At 74.8% G+C, this 20,059-nt stretch carries 16 protein-coding genes and 5 tRNA genes; 11 read left to right on the plus strand and 10 right to left on the minus strand.

All coding sequences use genetic code 11. The features are described 5' to 3' along the window. Positions 1-32 precede the first annotated feature (32 nt). Complete coding sequence (locus tag GA0070622_RS24625; protein WP_091579197.1) at positions 33-2,969, plus strand: AfsR/SARP family transcriptional regulator; 2,937 nt, start codon at positions 33-35, stop codon at positions 2,967-2,969. Between the two features lie 66 nt (positions 2,970-3,035). Beyond that, on the plus strand, positions 3,036-4,037 hold the full coding sequence (locus GA0070622_RS24630) for a hypothetical protein (RefSeq protein WP_091579201.1): 1,002 nt from the start codon (positions 3,036-3,038) through the stop codon (positions 4,035-4,037). A 161-nt stretch (positions 4,038-4,198) separates the two neighbouring features. On the opposite strand, the gene GA0070622_RS24635 is transcribed toward GA0070622_RS24630, so the two are convergent. Continuing rightward, on the minus strand, positions 4,199-5,200 hold the full coding sequence (locus GA0070622_RS24635; RefSeq protein WP_091579205.1) for an NAD-dependent epimerase/dehydratase family protein: 1,002 nt from the start codon (positions 5,198-5,200) through the stop codon (positions 4,199-4,201). A 1,019-nt stretch (positions 5,201-6,219) separates the two neighbouring features. On the opposite strand from GA0070622_RS24635, the gene GA0070622_RS24640 reads away from it, so the two are divergent. After that, on the plus strand, positions 6,220-6,771 hold the full coding sequence (locus GA0070622_RS24640; protein WP_091583904.1) for a hypothetical protein: 552 nt from the start codon (positions 6,220-6,222) through the stop codon (positions 6,769-6,771). Positions 6,772-6,834: 63 nt separating this feature from the next. Here GA0070622_RS24640 and GA0070622_RS24645 read toward each other — a convergent pair whose 3' ends face one another. The 3 genes from GA0070622_RS24645 to GA0070622_RS24655 all read right to left on the minus strand — a co-directional run bounded on the left by GA0070622_RS24645 (position 6,835) and on the right by GA0070622_RS24655 (position 8,811). After that, the gene (locus tag GA0070622_RS24645; RefSeq protein WP_091579210.1) at positions 6,835-8,481 is read right to left on the minus strand and encodes a PKD domain-containing protein; all 1,647 of its coding nucleotides are present in this window, start codon (positions 8,479-8,481) and stop codon (positions 6,835-6,837) included. Positions 8,482-8,654: 173 nt separating this feature from the next. After that, a tRNA-Val gene (locus tag GA0070622_RS24650) sits at positions 8,655-8,726 on the minus strand. Between the two features lie 12 nt (positions 8,727-8,738). Continuing rightward, positions 8,739-8,811 (minus strand) — tRNA-Gly (locus tag GA0070622_RS24655). A gap of 148 nt (positions 8,812-8,959) precedes the next feature. On the opposite strand from GA0070622_RS24655, the gene GA0070622_RS24660 reads away from it, so the two are divergent. Beyond that, positions 8,960-9,202, plus strand: coding sequence for a DUF6458 family protein (locus tag GA0070622_RS24660; protein ID WP_091579214.1), 243 nt, complete (start codon positions 8,960-8,962; stop codon positions 9,200-9,202). An 86-nt stretch (positions 9,203-9,288) separates the two neighbouring features. Here GA0070622_RS24660 and GA0070622_RS24665 read toward each other — a convergent pair whose 3' ends face one another. Next, entirely contained in the window at positions 9,289-10,107 is an 819-nt protein-coding gene (locus GA0070622_RS24665; RefSeq protein ID WP_091579217.1) for an isocitrate lyase/PEP mutase family protein, read from the minus strand. 70 nt (positions 10,108-10,177) lie between these two features. Here GA0070622_RS24665 and GA0070622_RS24670 point away from each other — a divergent pair, with 70 nt between their 5' ends. After that, on the plus strand, positions 10,178-11,158 hold the full coding sequence (locus tag GA0070622_RS24670) for an ArsR/SmtB family transcription factor (protein WP_216642360.1): 981 nt from the start codon (positions 10,178-10,180) through the stop codon (positions 11,156-11,158). A 49-nt stretch (positions 11,159-11,207) separates the two neighbouring features. Here GA0070622_RS24670 and GA0070622_RS24675 read toward each other — a convergent pair. The 3 genes from GA0070622_RS24675 to GA0070622_RS24685 form a co-directional block, all read right to left on the minus strand. After that, positions 11,208-11,282, minus strand: a tRNA-Val gene (locus GA0070622_RS24675). A 13-nt stretch (positions 11,283-11,295) separates the two neighbouring features. Beyond that, positions 11,296-11,366 (minus strand) — tRNA-Cys (locus tag GA0070622_RS24680). Positions 11,367-11,400: 34 nt separating this feature from the next. Beyond that, positions 11,401-11,473, minus strand: a tRNA-Gly gene (locus GA0070622_RS24685). Between the two features lie 276 nt (positions 11,474-11,749). On the opposite strand from GA0070622_RS24685, the gene GA0070622_RS24690 reads away from it, so the two are divergent. Continuing rightward, a complete protein-coding gene (locus tag GA0070622_RS24690) occupies positions 11,750-12,352 on the plus strand; it encodes a TetR/AcrR family transcriptional regulator (RefSeq protein WP_091583912.1) in 603 nt (200 codons plus the stop codon). Between the two features lie 60 nt (positions 12,353-12,412). Here the strand turns inward: GA0070622_RS24690 and GA0070622_RS24695 are convergent, their stop codons facing one another. Beyond that, positions 12,413-13,603, minus strand: coding sequence for an alkane 1-monooxygenase (locus GA0070622_RS24695; protein ID WP_091579221.1), 1,191 nt, complete (start codon positions 13,601-13,603; stop codon positions 12,413-12,415). Positions 13,604-13,885: 282 nt separating this feature from the next. Here GA0070622_RS24695 and GA0070622_RS24700 point away from each other — a divergent pair, with 282 nt between their 5' ends. Further along, the gene (locus GA0070622_RS24700) at positions 13,886-15,244 is read left to right on the plus strand and encodes a glycosyltransferase family 2 protein (protein ID WP_091579225.1); all 1,359 of its coding nucleotides are present in this window, start codon (positions 13,886-13,888) and stop codon (positions 15,242-15,244) included. 6 nt (positions 15,245-15,250) lie between these two features. Here GA0070622_RS24700 and GA0070622_RS24705 read toward each other — a convergent pair whose 3' ends face one another. Then, positions 15,251-16,093, minus strand: coding sequence for a hypothetical protein (locus GA0070622_RS24705; protein ID WP_091583917.1), 843 nt, complete (start codon positions 16,091-16,093; stop codon positions 15,251-15,253). 189 nt (positions 16,094-16,282) lie between these two features. Here GA0070622_RS24705 and GA0070622_RS24710 point away from each other — a divergent pair, with 189 nt between their 5' ends. From GA0070622_RS24710 to GA0070622_RS24725, 4 genes are all read left to right on the plus strand, one after another. After that, positions 16,283-16,951 (plus strand): class I SAM-dependent methyltransferase, encoded by a 669-nt coding sequence (locus GA0070622_RS24710; RefSeq protein ID WP_091583921.1) that lies wholly within the window; start codon positions 16,283-16,285, stop codon positions 16,949-16,951. Positions 16,952-16,960: 9 nt separating this feature from the next. Continuing rightward, a complete protein-coding gene (locus GA0070622_RS24715) occupies positions 16,961-18,124 on the plus strand; it encodes a cytochrome P450 (protein ID WP_091579228.1) in 1,164 nt (387 codons plus the stop codon). A 175-nt stretch (positions 18,125-18,299) separates the two neighbouring features. Beyond that, the gene (locus GA0070622_RS24720) at positions 18,300-19,232 is read left to right on the plus strand and encodes an ABC transporter ATP-binding protein (RefSeq protein ID WP_091579232.1); all 933 of its coding nucleotides are present in this window, start codon (positions 18,300-18,302) and stop codon (positions 19,230-19,232) included. Beyond that, on the plus strand, positions 19,229-20,050 hold the full coding sequence (locus GA0070622_RS24725) for an ABC transporter permease (protein ID WP_091579235.1): 822 nt from the start codon (positions 19,229-19,231) through the stop codon (positions 20,048-20,050). The genes GA0070622_RS24720 and GA0070622_RS24725 overlap by 4 nt, the downstream gene beginning before the upstream one ends. The last annotated feature ends 9 nt before the right edge of the window (positions 20,051-20,059 follow it).

Genomic DNA, 20,059 nt, shown 5'->3' on the forward strand with positions numbered 1-20,059 from the left:
AGCGGTCGATCCGGTGGTACGGTGACGCCGGCATGGTCAGTTATCGGATCCTGGGCCCGCTCGAGGTGACCCGGGCCGGGCAGCCGGTCCCGCTGCGCAGCCCCCGACAGCGGGCGGTCCTGGCCGTCCTGCTGGTGCACGCCGGCCGCGTCGCCTCGTTGGACGTGCTGCTCGCCGCGCTCTGGGGCGACGACCCGCCGGAGACCGCCGTCGGCCAGGTGCAGACGCTGATCTGGCGGTTACGCGGCGCGCTCGGCGACGCCATCGACACCCGACCCGGCGGCTACCGCCTCACCGTCGCCCCCGCCGACCTCGACGCCACCGTGTTCACCGCCACCGCCGCCGAGGCCGCCGCGCTGGCCGCCGCCGGGCAACCGGCCGAGGCGTCCCGCCGCTACGGCGACGCGCTCGACGCCTGGCGCGGGCCGGTGCTGGCCGACGTGCGACTGCCCGCCCACCCGGGGGTCGCGGGCTTCCACGCCGCCGTGGCCGAGCTGACCGAGCAGCGACTCGCCGTCGAGCGGGACCGGATCGACGTCGAGTTCGGCCTCGGCCGGCACGTCGAGCTGATCCCCCGGCTGTACCGCATGGTGCGCGACGAACCACTCCGGGAGGAGCTGCGGGAACGACTGATGCGGGCGCTGCACCTGGCCGGTCGGCGGGCCGAGGCGCTGGAGGTCTACCGGCAGGGTCGCGCCGCCGGTGTCGCCGCCCTGGGCCTGGAACCCGGCCCGTCGTTGCGGGCGCTGCACGGGCGCATCCTCGACGGGGACCCGCTGCTCGACGACGCCCGCCCGCCCCCACCCCCCGCCGCCCAGCTGCCGATGGACGCCCCCGACTTCGTCGACCGGGGCGAGGTGGCCGCCGGCCTGGTGGCCCGGCTGACCGCCGAGCCGGGCACCGCGCCGCGGGTCGTCGCCGTGTCCGGCGTCGCCGGCGGCGGCAAGACCACCCTCGCCGTCCACGTGGGACACCGGGCCCGGGCGGCCTTCCCCGACGGGCAGCTCTTCGTCGACCTGCGGGGCGGCGGCGAGCCTCTCGACCCGGGCGCGGTGCTCGGCCGGTTCCTCCAGGCCCTCGGCGAGGAACCCCGCGCCGTGCCCGCCGGCACGGACGACCGGGCCGCGCTGTTCCGCGCCCGCACCGCCGGGCGACGACTGCTGGTGGTGCTGGACAACGCGGCCGGCGAGAACCAGGTCCGCCACCTGCTGCCCGCCGAACCCGCCTGCGCGGTGCTGATCACCGCACGGCGCCGGCTCACCGCCCTGCCCGGCGCCGTCCACGTCGACCTGGGCATCTTCACCCCCGAACAGGCCGTGGACCTGCTCCGGCACGCCCTCGGCCCGGCCCGGGTGGCCGGCGAGCACGCCGACTGCCTGCGCGTCGCCGAACGCTGCGGCCACCTGCCGCTGGCCATCCGCATCGCCGCCGCCCGGCTCGCCGCCCGCCCGCACTGGCCGGTACGGCGGCTCGCCGACCAGCTCGCCGACGAACGCGCCCGGCTGGACGTGCTGCGCACCGGCGACCTGGCCGTCCGGTCCAGCCTGGCCACCAGCTACCAGGAGCTGACCGCCGAGGAACGCCGGCTGCTGCGCCTGCTCGGCGCGGTCAACCTGCCCCGGGTGCCACCGTGGGCCGCCGCCGCCCTGCTCGACCTGCCGCCGGCCGCCGCCGAGGAACTCACCGAACGGCTGGTCGAGGCGCGGGTGGTCGACGTCGACCCGACCGGCTACCGGCTGCACGACCTGGTCCGGGCGTACGCCGGGGAACTCGGCGCCGTGGAGGAGCCGGCCGAGGCCCGCCGGGCGGCGCTGGGCCGGCTGGTCGGCGGCTGGCTCACGCTGACCGACGAGGCGTACCGGCGTACCCCTGGCGGTTTCCGGCGCGGCGCGGCCGGCACCGCCCCGCGCTGGTCCGGATGGACGCCGGCCGACCTGGAGGTGTTGCTCGCCGACCCGGTGGCCTGGTTCGAGGCGGCGCGCGGCCACCTCACCGGCGCGGTCCGCCGGGCCGCGTCCGCCGGGCTCGACGAGGCCGCCTGGAACCTGGCGAACACCCTCGGCCGCTTCCACGAACTGCGGGAGCACCTGGACGACTGGGACGTCACCACCCGCCTGGCCCTCGACGCGTGCGAGGCCGCCGGCAACGAGACCGGACGGGCCTGGCTGCTCCGCGCCCGCGGCGAGCGACATCTCAACCTCGACCGGCTGGACGACGCGCTGGACTGCCTCGACGCGGCGCTGACCGGCTTCGAACGGCTCAACGAACGGGCCGGGCAGGCGTTGGCGCTCCGCGCCGCCGGCACCGCGCACCGGCTGCGTCACGACGACGCGGCGGCGATGACCGCGCTGGGCCGGGCCGAGACGGTCACCGTCGAGCTGGGCGACCTGACCGGGCAGGCGCAGGTCCTGTTCGGACTCGGCGCCGCGCACCGGGTCGCCGGGCGCGCCGGCGCGGCCGAGAGCGCCTTCCGTGCCGCGCTGGCGCTGTTCCGCCGGCTCGACGACCGGTTCGGTGAGGCGTACACCTCCACCAGCCTGGCCCTGGTCCTGGGTCGCGACGGCGCGGACGCGGACGCGGCCCGCCTGCTGCGCCGCGCGCTGGCGCTCTGCCGGGAGCTGGGCTACCGGCGGGGCGCGGCCATCTCCCTGGGCCACCTCGGCGACCTGCACCTGCGCACCGGCGAGTACGACCGCGCGGTGACCGAGCTGACCGAGGCGGTCGCCGGCAGCCGGGAGGTCGGCGACGGCATCGGCGAGCTGATCGCGCTGCGCCGCCTCGGGGCGGCCCACCTCGCCCTGGGCCGGCTTCCGGCGGCCCGGTCGGCGCTGCACGGCTGCCTGGCCCTGTGCTGCGAGCACGGCGAGGACCAGGAACGCGAGCGGGCGCTGCGGCTGCTCGGTGAGGCCGGGGCCCGAACCGGGGACGGCGAGGCGGAGCGGAGCGCGAGCGCGGTGAGAGCGGGGTGAGAGGACCCGGCGGCCGGCGGACGGCACGGTGAGGGCCGAACCGCATCGGACCAGGGGAGGCTCCCGATGACCGACCGCACCACCACAGCACCGGCCGACGCGACCGGGATGTCCCGTCGTCGGTTCCTCGGCGGCGTCGGGGCGTCCGCCGCCGCGCTGAGCGCCGGCGGCGTGCTCGGCGCCGCCACGCCGGCGTCCGCCGCCTACTACATGAAGTGGGGCGCGGTGGTCTCGCCGGGCAGCGCGACCAACAACATCGACTTCGCCCGCAAGGTGGACCTGCTGCGCCGGATGCGCCCCCAGACCGCCCGGATCTCGATGTTCTGGGGCGACCCGAACCGCCGCCAGTTCAGCGACGGGCAGCTCGACGCGCTGCGGGGCACCGGCCTCACCGAAATGATCATCCAGTCCTCGGAGGATCCCGACCCGGGCCTGGCGCGCCGCCAGCTGGACCTGCTGCTGCCCTACGTGGACGCGCACCCGGACACGCTCTTCGTCTGGGAGATCGGCAACGAGCCGGACTGGCACCAGCCGGACAACCCGTGGCTGGCCCGGTGGAACCGGCTGGCGACCATCCGCGACAACAAGCCGGCCCAGGACCGGGGCAACCTGCTCTGGGCGATCAACATGCCGGCCGGGCGCTGGAACGGCGACGGCTCCGGGTTCACCTTCGGCAGTTCCGGACGCTGGTTCGACGCGTTCGTCCGGGACACCGGCGACGGGCTGGGCGCGCTGCTCACCGGCCCGTACCGCCCGGACGTGGCCACCGTGCACTGCTACAGCTCCAGCTATCTGACCCGGGGCGCGGACGGCGGCGGCGAACGCAACCCGTACAAGATGATCGACTACGTCCGGGGCTGGAACCCGGGCATCAGCATGAAGATCACCGAGGCCGGCATCGACGGGGCGAAGTCCGACCGCGGCTACCGCTACGTCAACTTCGGCTCGTCCGTGGCGAACGAGACGTCCGGGCAGGTGGACAGCGTCTGCTTCTACGGCCTGCCCCCGGCCGAACGGGAGTACGGCATCTGGGAGGCCGAGGCCAGCCAGATCGGCACCCACCCCTAGCGGCCGTGTCACGGGCCGCGCCGCAGACCGGCCGGATCCGATGACACGGACCCCGGGGCGCGCCGCCGGGTGCGACGGCGGCGTGCGGGGAAGCGGCGGGGCCGCCGGGACCCGGCCCCGCCGCACCCGGCCCCTCGACCCAGGTGACCGGCAGGCGTGCGTCAGGCCGCCGGGGTGGCCAGCAGTGCCGCCTCCCGCTCGGGTGCCAGACCCACCGGTGCGCGCGCCGGCCGGCCCGCCCGAGCCGGGACCCGGCCGACCTCGCGCAGCCACCGCCAGGTGTCGGCGACGGTCTCGGTGACCGGCCGGCAGACCAGACCCGCCGCGTACGACCGCTCGACGTCGCGCTCCTGCAACCAGCGGTACTCGTGCCCGCGCGGCACCCAGATCGGCAGGTCGTTCCACGGCTCCACGCCCGCCGCGAGGATCGGCTCCGGCTGCGTCCAGCGCAACGTCGCCCCCGACCCGGTCACCGCCACCGCCGCGTCGAGCAGCTCACCCATCGTCGCGTGCCCGGTGCGACCGACCACGTTGTACGCCCCGCCGACGCCCTCGACCCCCCGATCCAGCATCCACACCGCCAGGTCGCGGACGTCGACGTACTGCACCGGGAGGTCCCGCGGCCCCGGCGCCAGCACGTCGCCGCCCCGCGCCACCCGGTGCAGCCACCACGGCAGCCGCCCGATGTCCTCCCCCGGCCCGAGGATCAGGCCGGCCCGCACCAACAGCGCCCGGTCCCCGAACACCCGCACCGCGGCCCGCTCCCCGCCGGCCTTGTTCCGCGGGTAGTCACCGTCGTCCGCGTCCGGCTCGGCCGCGACGGTCGGCGCCTCCTCACCGGTGCCGAGTCCGACCGGCGGCGCGTACACCGAGCCGCTGGAGACGTAGACGTAGTGCGGCACCGCCCCGACCAGGGCCCGCGCCGCGTCCCCGACCGCCCGGGGCGCGCCGTCCCAGGTGTCCACCACCAGGTCCCACTCGCCGCCGGCGAGCGCGGCCAGACCGTCCGGCGCGGTGCGGTCACCCCGCAACCGGTGCACGCCGGCCGGCACGTCCCCGTGGATCCCCCGGTTGAACACGGTCACCGACCAGCCCCGGCGCACCGCCTCGGCCACCACCGCTCCACCGACGAATCCCGTACCACCCAGCATCAGCAGTCGCATGCGTCCCAGCCTGCCCGCCGGTCCCCCGTTCCGGACAGTCGCGTCTGCCAACGGCAGAACACGAGATCACGCCCACCACCCACGCCCACCGGGCGGTGACCTTCCCTGTCCGGGCGGCGTGCATCCCGGGGACCTGCGGCACCGGGACCTGCCGTCTCCTGACGACGCCCCTTTCCGGGCCCGGTGTTGGGTTGATCGACTTCATCGCGGGGAGGTGGCGACATCAAGGCCCCGCCCGACCCGCCACCTCCCCGACCTGGCGGTCCATCCGTGCCTGCGGGCGCAGATTTTGTGTGCGGCTGTCCGTTTCTGTGGGAGATCTTGGAAGTTCGGGGTCCCTCTGGGGGCCGTTTTCTTCCAAGATCTCGGCGAGCGGGCAGGCGAGCGGGCGAGCGGGCGAGCGGGCGAGCGGTGGGGAGGGAAGGGAGCGCACAGGCAGTGCGTCCGTGTTCCGGAGATGTCCCGGCGCCGGTGGTAGGTGAGGGGTGTCTGCCAGGTCGGGAGGCACCCATGGCGTTCCACTGACGGGGTTGGCGGGCGCTGGGTGGAACGTGGTGGGTGTCTCCGCGGCCGGGAGGCACCCATGGTGTTCCACTCGCGGGGTTGGCGGCCGGTGGGTGGAACGTCATGGGTGTCTGCGGGGTCGGGATGCGCGCGGTCTCCACCCGCCCGGGTGCGTGGACTGGGGTGGCTTGTCCGGTTCAGCGGTGGTGGGCGGCACCCCGGGCGCGGAATTGGCGGCGGGTCGGCGGCGTTGTAGACGGGTGAACGACCGAGCAGGCAGCGAACCCCTGAGCCGCCACCCCCGTCCCCGGCGGAATGACGGCAGGCCGCCGGTCGTTACACATCATCCCGGCGCCGCGTGCAGGCCCCCCGCCCCGCGAGCCAGCCGGACATCCCCGGCCCCGTGAGCTGGCCCCCAGCCCTCACGAGCGTGCCGGATCCCCCTTCAAGACTTTTCGCGCGCCTGACGGTGCCCACACCCCCCCGGGTGTGTTGACCCCCGAATGGAGCCCCTCATGAACACGATCCTGCGCAAGAGCATCCTCGGTATCGCTGGTCTGGCCTTCACCGGTGGCGTGTTCGCCGGTCCGGTCGCCGCCCACACCGACACCCCCGCCCACGCCGCCGCCAAGCCCGTCGCGGTCGCCACCGTGCAGGGTGAGCAGTCGCGCATCACCCTGAACGACGAGCAGCTGGCCAACGCGAAGGCGATCATCGCCGCGACGAAGAAGGCCGGCCTGCCCGAGCGGGCCGCGGTCATCTCGATCGCCACCGCCCTGCAGGAGTCGAAGCTGGAAAACCTCGGCCACCTCGGCGACCGCAACGACCACGACTCGCTGGGCCTGTTCCAGCAGCGCCCCTCCTCCGGTTGGGGCACGCCGGAGCAGATCACCGACCCCGAGTACTCCACCCTGGCGTTCCTCAAGGGCCTGAAGCAGGTCGACGGCTGGGAGAAGATGCCCCTGACCGACGCCGCCCAGACCGTCCAGGTCTCCGCCTACCCCGACGCCTACGCGCAGTGGGAGAAGCAGGCCACCGACATCGTGAACCAGCACTGGACCAAGTAAGACCAACGCGAAAGGCCGGCACCCCGAACGGGGGTGCCGGCCTTCACGCGTACCGGAAAGGGGTCAGGCCGGCGGCAGGACGAACGTCCACGTGGTGGTGGTCGTGCTGGCGGCGGCGGCCGTGGCGGTCAGACCGCCGTAGCTGCCCACCGGCACGCTGCTGCCCGAGTCGGCGAGCAGCCCGGTCACCCGGCCCCCGCCGCTCTGCGAGCTGTTGCTGCGGACCGCGACGCCGGCCGGCGGGGTGAGGCTGGTGGAGGTGCCGTCACCGTGCAGCCAGTACGACACGGCCCAGCTCTGCGCGACGGTCACCGGCGCGTACGGGGTGATCCGGCTGGCGCTGCTGGCCGGGTCGGTGGCCCGGGCGAAGACCGGCGCGCCCGGCCGGACGCCCCGGTAGGCGGCCACCACCAGGTTGCCCTTCGCCTGGCCGTCGAGGGTCACCTTGACCGGTGTCCCCGCGTCCCCGGCGACCGCGGTCTTCGACCAGGCGGTCGTGGTGGCGAAACCGCCGTCGAGCCGGTCCAGACGGGTCCAGCCGGTCACGCCGGTCGGCTCGCCGGTGCCGGTGTGGGTGTTCTGGCTGAGCAGGAGCAGCAGCGTGTCACCCGGCTGCACGGACGCCGGGACGGTCACCGTGTGGCTGGTCCAGTTGGTGTTCGCGGTGGCCTGGCCGACGAAGGAGATCCGCTCGGCGACCGGCGCGACGGTGACATCGACGGTCGCCGTGCCGGTGGCGCCCCGGTCGTCGGTGACCGTGAGCGTGACCGGGTAGGTGCCGGCCGTCGCGTACGTGTGGGAGGTGGTCGGCACGGAGACGGTGTCGGCGGTCCCGCCGTCGCCGAAGTCCCAGCGGTGGTCCTGGATCGCGCCGTCTGCGTCGGTGGAGCCCGCGCCGGAGAACGTGCACACCAGCCCGGAGCAGGACGGCGCCAGGTCGGCCACCGGCGCCTGGTTGGCCGGACCGCCGGAACCCTTCAGGATCTTGATGTAGTCGATGTCGCCGGCGAAGTAGTCGCAGGTGACCTTCGTACCGTCGCACTGGCTCTTGCCACCGACGGAGACCTGCCACGTGTTGGCGATGGTGCCGGTCGGCCCGGTCAGCCGGCTGGTCCGGACACCGTCGACGTACATCTCCACGTACGTGGACGTGCGGTTGCAGGTCACCGTGTGCCACTGGCCGTCGGCGATCGACACTCCGGTGTAGCCGGCGCGCGAGGCGCCGTCACCGCCCCGGAACAGGCACCTCGGCTTGCCGCTGGGCGCCTCGAACTTCCAGTAGCCGCCGACCGCGTTGCCCTGTCCCTTCTGGAGGATGTTGCCGAAGGAGTGGGTGGTGCGGTAGCGGATGGTCACCGAGAAGTCCCCGGCGTCGGGGTTGAAGTCGGTGCTGTGCGGCACCAGGTCCACGTGCTCCGGCACGTACTCCTGGTCGGGCGGCAGGTGGGTGGCGAACCGGTGGGCGGTGGCGCCGGCGTAGAGCGCGCCGGTGACCACCTCGCCGCCCACCGCGCCGTGCCGGCCGTTGCCGCTGCTGTCCCTCAGCACGGTCGACGACGCCGGCTCGTCCATGCTCCAGAACGCCACGGTGCGGGTCGCGGTGGCCTGCGCCGGCGCGGCCCCCACCGTCACCCCGGCCGCCGCGACGACCACCGCCACGCCCAGCCGGGCGGCCGTGCGCCGCCATCGTCCCTGCCCGATCGTCCCCATGTGACCGCCTCCCTGCGTATCGGGCCTCACCCTGACACGCGGCGGTCGAGCGCTCCATAATCCGCACGGTGGACCCGTACCGGGTCCTCGGTGGGTTGGGCTGACCGATGTGGCCGGTCTTGTCCGGCCGGTGGGAGATGTCCGCCGGTCGAGCGGCGGTCGGGGAGAACGAGTGGGCGATACTGGGTTTGAACCAGTGACCTCTTCCGTGTCAAGGAAGCGCGCTCCCACTGCGCCAATCGCCCGGGCGGTTCGCGAGCGGACGACGGGATTCGAACCCGCGACCCTCACCTTGGCAAGGTGATGCGCTACCAGCTGCGCTACGTCCGCGTCGTCACCGGCTGCGCCGGCGACGGGGGAAACTCTACCCGATGCCAAGATCGCCCTGCGGCAGCCCCCCGGCCACGGTGATTGCGCTGCTCGACCCCGGGGTACTGGGCGATGCGACAGCACAACCATCCCCCCGAAGGAGGCTGTCATGGGTATCGGTACGAGCATCTTCCTGATCGCGGTCGGCGCGATCCTCACCTTCGCGCTCAACGCCAACGTCGGCGGGGTCGACCTCGACGTCGTCGGTTGGATCCTGATGGCGGCCGGCGTGCTCGGCCTCATCATGACCACGCTGGTCTGGGGCCGGCGCCGCCAGGTGGTCACCACCACCGAGCAGCCGGTCGAGTACCGCCGGGTCGAGGAGCGCCGGGACGTCGCCCCGCCGATGTGAGGCGAGCCGGGGGCCGACGGAGCTGATCGGTCCCCGGACCGGCCCGGACGGGGGCGCCAGATGGCGCCCCCGTCCGCGTGCCGGGATCAGTCCCGCATCAGCTCGTTGATCGTCCCGTAGTCGAGCGCGTCGGCCAGCGCCCCGTACGTGCCGTCGCCGAGGGCCTCCACGGCCGCGCGCCGGGCCACCGCGTACGCCGCCTCGGCCACCGCCGAGCCGAGGCTGACCCGGGCCACCCCGAGACGCGCCAACTCCGCCACCGGCGGCGCGCCCGGCCCGGCCAGCACGTTCAGGGGCGCGGGGATCGCCGCCACCAGCGCCGCCACGGTCTGCGGGTCGACCGTCCCCGGCACGAAGACACCGTCCGCGCCGGCGGCCAGGTAGGCGTCGGCCCGCGCCACGGTCTCCGGCACCCCGCCGACGCCCCGGAGGAAGGTGTCCACCCGCGCGTTCAGGTACAGCGGAACGCCGGCGCGGTCGGCCGCGGCGCGGACCGCGGCGAGCCGGGCGCACTGCTCGTCGACCGGGCGCAGCGGCCCACCGCCGTCGTGTCGGGCGTCCTCGACGTTGACGCCGACGGCGCCGGCCGCGAGCACCGCGGTGACGGTCTCGGCGACGTCGTCGGGGCGGGCGCCGTAGCCGGACTCGATGTCGGCGGTGACGGGCAGGCGTACCGCGGCGGCGACCCGGCGGATCACGTCGACGGCGGTCTCCCGGGCGAGCGCGTCGCCGTCGGGCGCGCCGCGACTCCACGCCACGCCGGCGCTGGTGGTGGCGACCGCGCGGGCGCCGGCGTCGGCCACGATCCGGGCGCTCGCCGCGTCCCAGGAGTTGACCAGGACCAGCGGCTCGCCGGGCACGTGCAGGCCGCGGAACTGTCGGGCTCGGATGTGCTGTTCGTTCACCCGGTCAGTCTCGGTGGGGGTCGGCCGGTCGCCGTATTGTTTCAGTCCTGGCTGAAACGAAGGGGGCGGTGTGGTCGCGATCGGCCTGTCGGCGGGCGCCGTGGCGCGGGTCCGGTTCGCGCTGTCCGGCCTGTGGGAGGTGATGGCCGGCGTCCGGGTGCTCCGCGATCCCGGCCGGCACGCGATCCACCTGCCCTGGGCCGCCCGGGTCCGGCCGCGGTTGGCCGACGCGGGGCTGCTCGACCCGGAGGCCGGCCTGCTGTGGCGTCTGGTGCCGGCGGCCCCGGGCTACCTGCCGGACTTTCTCACCCCGCCGCCGGCCGGCCTGGACCCGGACCTGGCCGAGGAACTGGCCACGCTGCGCGCCACCCGCCCCGAGGTGGTCCGCGCCCACCTGGACCTGCTGCCCGGTCCCCGCCCGGCGGTGGTGGCCGCCCTGTACGCCGATCCGGTCGCCGGGCTGGCCCGGCTGGCCGCCGAGATCGACGCCTACTGGCGGCTGGCCGTCGCCGACGACTGGCCCCGGATCCGGGCGGTGCTCGACGCGGAGGTCTTCCACCGGGCCCGCCGGATGGCCGAGGACGGCACCGCCGGCCTTCTCAACGACCTGCACGAGTTGGTCCGCTGGGAGGGCGACGCGCTGCTGGTCAGCCAGCGGCACTGCCCGGCGCCGGACGTACCCGAGGGGGGTGGTCTGGTCCTGGTGCCCTCGGTGTTCGTCTGGCCGTCGGTGCTGAGCATCGCGGCCGGGGACGTCTCCCAGCTGGCCTATCCGGCGCGCGGTGTCGGCACGCTGTGGGAGACCCCGGTGCGCGCGCCGGACGCGCTGGGCGCGGTGCTGGGCCGGGGCCGGGCGCGGCTGCTGGCGGCGCTGGACGCGCCCCGGTCGACGACGGAGCTGGCCCGACGGACCGGGCTCTCCCCGGCCGGGGTGTCGCAGCACCTCACCGCGCTGCGGGCCGCCGGCCTGGTGGTGACCCGGCGCCAGGGCCGGTCGCTGCTGAGCAGTCGGACCCCGGTGGCGGAGGCGTTGCTGGGCGCGTCGGCCTGACCGAGGGAACGAGAAAGGCCGTGTCGAGTGTTCGACACGGCCTTTCCGATGGTGGGCGATACTGGGTTTGAACCAGTGACCTCTTCCGTGTCAAGGAAGCGCGCTCCCACTGCGCCAATCGCCCTCGTCAACTGCCGAGGTGGAGACGGGATTTGAACCCGTGTACACGGCTTTGCAGGCCGTTGCCTCGCCTCTCGGCCACTCCACCGAGGTTGCCCCCGACATGCGTGGCGGCATCTCCGAGCGGACGACGGGATTCGAACCCGCGACCCTCACCTTGGCAAGGTGATGCGCTACCAGCTGCGCTACGTCCGCACGCCCCCGGTTGTTTTCCGGTGACGGATGAGAACTTTAGCCGAGCCCGGGAACGGTTGCCAAATCGGGTCCCCTCCCGGCGCGTCCGGGGCGGTGACGTCGAACCTCCCGTAGGGCTTCCTAGGAGCCTGGGCAAGCCGCCGCCGAGTCGGCCGGGAAGCGCGTCCACCTGCGGATCCAGACCGGCGGGTGGAGTGTCCGGCATCCGACTGTCCCACCGCCGACCGGCCGCTCCGGTAACTCCTCGTGGTCATTCGGATGGGTTACGGTAACCGCGTGACGAGACGTGCCGCCGAGATCCGCCTGGACGCGCTGCTGCGCACGGCCTGCGAGGTGATCGCGGAACGAGGGCTCGCCAACACCCGCACCGCCGACGTGGCCGAGGCCGCCGGGGTGAGCCAGGCGCTGGTGTTCTACCACTTCGCGACGAAGGACCGGCTGCTCGCGCAGGCCTTCGCGTACGCGGTGGAGCAGGACCTGGCCCGGCTGGACGCGGTGCTTCGCTCCTCCGCCCCGCCGTTGGCGAAGCTGCGGCGGATGCTCCGGCTCTACGCGCCGACCGGCCGCTCCACCTCCTGGTCCATGTGGATCGACGGCTGGTCCGAGTCGCTGCGGACGCCGGAGCTGGAGAAGCTCTCCCGCCGGCTGGACCTGCGGTGGCGGCAGGACCTGGCGTCGGTGATCAGCGACGGGGTCGCCGACGGCACCTTCGACTGCCCCGACCCGGCCGGCGCCGCCTGGCGGATCAGCGCGGTGATGGACGGCCTGGCGGTGCAGCTCGCGGTGCACGAGCGGGTGATCACCCGCCGGCAGATCGCCGAGTGGATCCGCCTGGTCGCCGCCCGCGAGCTGGGCCTGGAACCCAGCCAGCTCGATTGAACCGCCCCGACCCCGAGTCCGCGTCCGCGTCGCACCGGAACGCGGACGCGAACTCCCCGGTCACCCCTGGGAGCGCGGGGCGGGCGCGGGGGGTTCGGGGAACGCGGGGCGGGCCGGGGACCGGGAGAGACGGGCGCGGGCCGGCGGGTGGACGTTGGCGGCGGAGAGGTCGCCGTCGTAGTGGGCCAGCACGCGGTGGTCCATGATCCGACGCCAGACCGGGGGCACCAGCGCGGCGACCACCATGGTGGCGTAGCCGGCGGGCAGCTGCGGCGAGGCGTCGAAGCTGCGCAGCGTCTGGTAGCGGCGCAGCGGGTTGGCGTGGTGGTCGCTGTGCCGCTGGAGCTGGAAGAGGAAGACGTTGGTGACCGTCCGGTCGCTGTTCCAGCTGTGCCGGGGATCCACCTTCTCGTAGCGACCCGCGGCGGTGCGCTGTCGGGCCAGCCCGTAGTGCTCCAGGTAGTTGACCACCTCCAGCAGGGAGAAGCCGACCACCGCCTGGAGGACGAGGAACACCAGCACGCCGGGGCCGAACGCCACCGCCAGCGCGGCGTAGAGCAGCACGGTCATGGCCCAGGCGTTGAGCACGTCGTTGCGCCACGTCCACGGGTTGCGGCCGCGCAGGCGAAACCGCCCGGTCTCCAGCCGCCAGGCCGAGCGCAGGCTGCCCCAGACCGTCCGCGGCCAGAACCTCCAGAACGTCTCGCCCAGCCGTGAGCTGGCCGGGTCCTCGGGGGTGGCGACCCGGGTGTGGTGGCCGCGGTTGTGCTCGACGTAGAAGTGCCCGTACCCGGTCGGCGCCAGGGCGATCTTGGACAGCCAGCGTTCCGCCCGCTCCCGCTTGTGGCCCAGCTCGTGCGCGGTGTTGATGGCGATGCCGTCCACCACCCCGACGGTGGCGACGAGTCCGGCGGCCGCCCACCAGGAGAGCCCGCCGGCGGCCCACACGGCGCAGCACAGCACCAGGGCGGCGTACTGGGCGGGCAGGTAGAGGTAGGTGAGCCAGCGGTAGTAGCCGTCCGCCTGCAACGCCGGCACCGCCTCGTCCGGCGGGTTCTCCCGGTCGTCGCCGATCAGCAGGTCGATCACGGGGATGAGGCCGAAGACCACGGCGGGGGTTAGCCACCAGGCCCACCCCGCGTCCGTGGCGCGCCAGACCGACCAGGCCACGAACGGCAGCACCGGGACGAGCAGGGCGAGCGGCCAGAGCGGTTTGCGGGTGTCCCGCCACGGAACGGTGTCGGTGCGCATCAACGGACTCCGATCGGTCGACTCCTGAACCGACTGTGGCAGCCGTCACGCATTTTTACAAGGGCGAGTTTTTTGTAAAGCGGATCACCCCTAGCGACCCCTACCTTCAGTGACGGTTAACTATGCGTACGGTTATCGTCGGACCATCCCGGAGAGCGCTCCCGGCCCCACCCCACGGCCGGCCCTTCCCGCACGCCCGCGCCGGCGGCCCGCAACGTACCCGCCGCGCCCGTGGCCCGGCGGCGCACGCCCGCCGCGGTCCGACGAACGGAGACCGAACGCATGTCGCTGCAGACCACCGGCACCCCCGAGCTGAGCGTGGTGATGCCGACCTTCCAGGACCCGCACTGCCTGGAGCTGACCCTGCGGGCGCTGGCCCGCCAGACCCTTCCGCCGGACCGCTTCGAGGTCGTCGTGGTGCGCGACGGCGGATCCCCCGACGGCTACCCGGAGGCGCTGGCCGCCGGCGCGGGCCTGCGCCTGCGGCTGGTGGAACTCGCCGAGCGACGCGGCCGCGCGGGCGTGCGCAACGAGGGCGTCCGGCACGCCGCCGCGCCGCTGCTCGTCTTCCTCGACGCCGACTCCTGGTCCCTGCCCGACCTGCTGGAACGGCACCTGACCCACCACCGGGAGCCGGGCCACCCGGAGGTGCTGATCGGACGCCGGGACGACATCGGGCTGGCGCACCTGCCCGCCGTGTTGCGCGACGACCCGGCCGCGATCCCCCGCCTCTCCCCGCACGGCGGCGACATGCGGTTCCCTCCCGACGGCGTGCCGGACCAGCGGCGGGACTGGCTGGAGGTGGGCTGGACCGTCGCGTACACCCACAACATCTCGCTGAGCCGGGAGCTGTTCGACCGGGTCGGCGGCTTCCGCGAGGAGTTCGCGCTGAGCTACGGCATGGAGGACATCGAGCTGTTCTACCGGGTGGACCGGGCCGGGGCGAGCTTCGGGTACGACGACGACGCCCGCGTCGTCCACCTGCCGCACCACCGCAACATGGGTCGCAACTGGGCCGAGATGATGGCGAACACGCGCTCGATCACCGCGCTCTACCCGTGCCTGGAGTGGGAGTTCCTCAGCGTCATCGTCGGCCCCGAGGCGGTCAAGCGGATCCTGCTCTTCCGCTCGCTGGTGCGCGCCTGCGTCGAACGGTCGACCTGCGCGATCGGACCCGCCGTGGCCCGGCTCGCCGACCGGCTCCCCGGCCCCCGGGTGCTCTGGGTGGGCACCGGGTCCGCCGACGCCGGACTGAGCGCGTCCGCGGTGACCTTCGACTACGCCGCGCCGGTCGGCCCGACCAACTTCCACCTGATCGGCCTCGCGCCGCCGCTCGCGCCGGGCAGCCTCGACGCGGTGGTCAGCGTGGACTTCTGGCGCTACCTGCTCTGGCCGGAGCTGTGCCAGTTCGTCAACTCGTCGCTGCTGCTGGCCGGCGAGGTGCACCTGGTCGCCACCGACGCGAGCGCGCCGCAGATGTGCGCCACCGACGCGGACACCCTGGCGTACCTCGGTCGGTCGCTGGCCGCGGAGTTCGCCGTCGAGCGGCAGGAGGTCGAAGGGCTGGGCACGGTGCTGTCGCTGCGGCCGGCGGCGACCGTCGGCGCGCCCGCGTACGCCGGGGCGGCGGCGTCCGGCTGAGGCCGGTCAGCGCCAGCGTCGCCGGGTCCGCCGCCGCTCGAACGACGGCGGCAGGTCCTCCTCCACCCCGTCGGCGGTACGCAGCAGGCGGCGCATCCGCAGCAGGAGTCCGGCCCCGAGGAAGAGCAGCAGGCCACCGAGCAGGAAGGCGGCCTGCACCACGCCGAACCCTCCGGTGGCGGCGACCGGACGGCCGGCCGCGCCCGGCGGTGGCGGCTCGACCACCGCCGCGTCGGTCGGCTCCTCCGTCACCGGGTCCTCGGTGGCCGGTTCCTCGCTGGGCGGGTCGGTCGGCTCGGCGCTCGTCGGGGTCGGCTCCGGCGTCGGCTCGGCCGCCTCGCCCACCACCTGGCGCGAGGCGGTCCGCCGGGCCAGCAGCCGCGACTGCGGGTCGTACGCCTCCGCGGCGAAGCTGACCCGGCCGCGCCCGACGTCCTCGGCGAAGGCCACCCGGTAGCGGGCGGTCACCGTGCGCCCCGGACAGAGCACCCCCGGGTCCAGCTCCCGGTCGGTCAGCCGGGCGGTGTCACCGTCGGCGCGGATCTCCAGCGGGAACGAGCCGGTCTCCTCGACCCGGTCCACCTTCACCTGGTCCAGCCGCAGGCCGTCCACCCGCAGCAGCATCGACCAGCGCACCTTGACGCACTCCGAGCGGGCGCCCCGGTCGGACCGGGACACCACCGCGGAGAGCGTCTCCACCCGGTCGCCGGCGGTGAACTCGTCGGGCAGGCCGCTCAACTCCGTGGAGAACGCGGCCGCCGCCCGTGCCGGCGCCGCCCCGCCGTAGCCGGCTCCCGCCAGACAGGTCAGCACCAGCCCGATCCGCAGCGCGTGCCGCCACCCGCTCACCACGCCTCCCTCACCTCGGTCGTATCCACCCGCAACGCTAGGAGCGGCCCCGGCCGGCCGGTAGACGGGCGTGTTCGCACCGGTCGGCAACATCGGGGGTCCCTTTCACCGAGGGTGGTGAACCGGTCACCGCCGACCGGCGACACGCCCGGGATCGGCGCGTCGACCGCGGTGGGACACAATCGGTCGGTGTCCGAACTGTCCGCCGCGTTCGTCCGGCTGCACGCCCGCCTGGCCCCGGTCGCCTTCGTCCCCGAGGTGCGGTTGCACCAGGCCGACGAGCCGATCGGCCTCTGGGAGCTGACCGAGGGCGAGTTCCGCAGCGCCCAGCCGCCGCCGTTCTGGGCCTTCGCCTGGGCCGGCGGCCAGGGCCTGGCCCGCTATGTGACCGACCACCCCGAGCTGGTCGCCGGCCGCCGGGTCCTCGACCTGGCCTCCGGCTCCGGCCTGGTCGCCATCGCCGCCGCCCGGGCCGGCGCGGCCGCCGTCCGGGCGGTCGAGGTGGACGAGCGGGCCGTCGCGGCGGTCGCGCTCAACGCCGAGGCCAACGGGGTACGCGTCGACGCCGAACTCGGCGACATCCTCGACTCCGACGCCGGCGACGCCGAGGTGGTGCTGGCCGGGGACGTCTTCTACAGCGAGGCGATGGCCCGTCGGATGCTGCGCTTCCTGCTCCGGGCCGCCCGGGCCGGAGCGCGGGTGCTGGTGGGCGACCCGGGCCGGGCGGTCCTGCCCCGCGAGCGTTTCCACGAACTGGCCGCGTACGACGTGCCGGTGTCGGAGGCGCTGGAGAGCGTGCGGGTGAAGCGCACCACCGTCTGGGAGCTGGACCCGAACCCGCCGGGAGCGCGCCGGTAGCGTCGGCGCGTGCTGTTCCGGGGCTGGGGGAGGTCCGTCGACGGACCGTGGCCGGACCTGGCCACGGTGGTCGACCACGTCGGCGTGCCGCACCTGGTGGTGACCCGGCACGCGCTGGTGCGCCGGGTGCTCGCCGACCCGGTGACGTTCCGGCCGGACAACGCGCTCGACGCGGTGACCCCGATCCCGGTGGCCGCGCTGCGGGTGCTCGCCGGGCACCGGTTCCGGTTGCCGCCGACGCTGGCGAACAACGGCGGCGCCAGCCATCCGGAGATCCGGGGCATCGTCGCCGACGCGCTGCACCCGCACCGGGTGGCCGCCCAACGTCAGTGGCTGACCGCGCTGGTCCGCGAGCGGGTGGCCGGGCTGACGGCCGCGCTCGACGCCGGCCGGCCGGTCGACCTGTACGCCGACCTCGCCGCCGACCTGCCGCTGCTGGTGCTGGCCCGGCTGGTCGAGCTGCCGGACGCGCCGGTCGGCGCGGTCAAGGACTTCGCCCGGGCCGCGCTGGAGCTGTTCTGGGCGCCGCTGGACGCCTCCCGGCAGCTCGCGCTGGCCGCCGAGGTGGGCCGGTTCCACACCGTGCTGCGCGGGTTCGCCGCCACCGGAGGCGGGCTCGCCGCGCGGCTGCGTACCGCCGGGCACTCCCCCGACGTGGTGGTCGGCGCGCTGTTCTTCCTGCTCGTCGCCGGCCAGGAGACCACCTCGCAGTTCCTCACCCTGCTGCTGCACCGGCTCGCCGGCGAACCGGCGGTACGGGCCGGGCTGCGCGCCGGCGAGATCGGCGTGGACGACGTGGTCGAGGAGGGGCTGCGGCTGGAGCCGCCGATCGTCACCTGGCGGCGGGTGGCCGCCGTCGACACCTCGCTGGGCGAGACGCCGGTGGCGGCGGGCACCAGCGTGGTGGCCTGGCTGGCCCGCGCCGGCCGGGACCCGGCCGTGGTCGCCGCGCCGGGCGAGTTCCGCCCGGGACAGCCCGGTTCCCGCCGGCACCTGGCCTTCGGCGCCGGCCCGCACCGCTGCGTCGGCGCGCAACTCGCCCGGATGGAGGCCGCCGTGGTGGTCGCCGAGGCCACGCCGCTGCTCGACGGCGTGACAGTGGTCCGTCCACCGTGGTGCCCGGACAACCTCACCTTCCGGATGCCGGACGCGTTCGTGGTCCGCCGCGCCTGACCGCGCGGCGTTCCGCGCCTGACCCCGCGGCGTTCCGCGCCTGACCCTGCGGCGTTAAGAGGGGGCCCTTCCTCTACCGGAGGCGTTAAGAAGGGGCCCTTCCTTACAAAAGTCAGGGTGGGCGCCCGCCCTTCGGCAGCGGCGCCGCTCCGCCGCCGCCGCATAGCGTCCCCGCATGATCACACTTCGTGGGTTGACGAAACGGTTCGGCGGGGTGACCGCCGTCGACGACCTGACCGTCGAGATCCGCCCCGGCCAGGTCACCGGGTTCCTCGGCCCGAACGGCGCCGGCAAGTCCACCACCATGCGGATGGTGCTCGGCCTGGACCGGCCCACCGCCGGGACGGCGCTGGTGAACGGCCGGGACTACCGCACCCTGCGGCACCCGCTGTACGAGGTCGGCGCGCTGCTCGACGCCACCGGCGTGCACCCGGCCCGTTCCGGGGTGGCGCACCTGCGGGCGATGGCGCGCAGCAACGGCGTACCGGCCCGGCGGGTGGCCGAGGTGCTCGACCTGGTGGGCCTGGACGACCGCGCCGCCGGCAAGCCGGGACGGGCGCTGTCGCTGGGCATGGGCCAGCGGCTCGGCATCGCCGGCGCGTTGCTCGGCGACCCGCCGGTGCTGCTGCTCGACGAGCCGGTCAACGGGCTCGACCCGGACGGCGTGCGGTGGATCCGCGGGTTCACCCGGCGCCTCGCCGACGAGGGACGCACCGTGCTGATCTCCAGCCACCTGATGAGCGAGATGCAGCAGACCGCCGACCGGGTGGTGGTGCTCGGCCGGGGCCGGCTGGTCGCGGACGCGCCGCTGGCCGAGCTGATCGCCGCGCGACCCGCCGCCTCGGTCCGGGTACGCGGGCCCGAGCCGGCCGCGCTCGCCGCGCTGGGCGACCGGCTGGCCGCCGAGGGCGCCACGGTCACCGCCGACGGGGACACGCTGACCGTGGTCGGCAGCACCGCCGGCCGGGTCGGCGACCTCGCGTACGAGCGGGGGGTGCGGCTGCACGAGCTGACCCCGATCGCGCCCTCCCTGGAGGAGGCGTTCCTGGAGCTGACCGCCGACAGCGTCGAGTACGCCGCCGGCCCGACCGAAGGCGGAACCCGATGACCACGCTGCCCACGCTCGACCCGACCCGCCCGGCGTCCCGACCGGCCCCGGCCGGCCACCCGCTCGCCGGCGCGGTGGCCGCCGAGTGGACGAAGCTCTGGTCGGTCCGCTCCACCTGGTGGACCCTGCTCGCGGCGGCGCTGACCATGGCGGCCACCAGCGCCCAGCTCGCCATCTACGCGGTCAACGCCAACACCGACGACGACCCGACGGTGAACCCGGGGGTGCTCGACGTCGGCGAGGTGGTGGCCGGCTCGCTGGAGCTGACCCAGTACGTCGTGCTGGCCCTGGGCCTGTTCACGATCACCAGCGAGTTCGCCACCGGCACCATCCGCACCACGCTGCGCTGCACCCCGTCCCGGGGCCGGGTGCTCGCGGCCAAGGCGCTCGTGGTCGGCGCGGTGACGTTCGGGGTGGGGCTGCTGCTCGGTGCCCTGGGCGCGGTGGTGGCCCGGCCGGTGCTGGGCGGATGGGGCCGGGCCCCGCTGGGCGGCACCGTGGCGGACGTGTTCGCCTGCGCCGCGTACCTGGCGCTGCTGGGCGTGCTGGCGCTCGGGCTGGCCGCGGCGCTGCGCGGCGCGGTGCTGACCCTGACCGTGCTGTTCGCCGCGCTGATGATCGTGCCGCTGTCGTTGCAGGAGCCGGACATCACCGTGCTCACCCGGATCGCCGACGCGTTCCCCGGCGTCGCGGGCAACCACTTCCTGGCCGGGGACACCGAGCCCTACCCGGCGGCCGTGGGGCTGCTGCTGCTCGCCGGCTGGGCCGCCGCCGCGCTGGCGCTGGGCCGGTGGGCACTGGCCCGGCGCGACGCCTGAGCGGGGCGG

Source organism: Micromonospora sediminicola, assembly GCF_900089585.1.
Classification (GTDB): domain Bacteria; phylum Actinomycetota; class Actinomycetes; order Mycobacteriales; family Micromonosporaceae; genus Micromonospora; species Micromonospora sediminicola.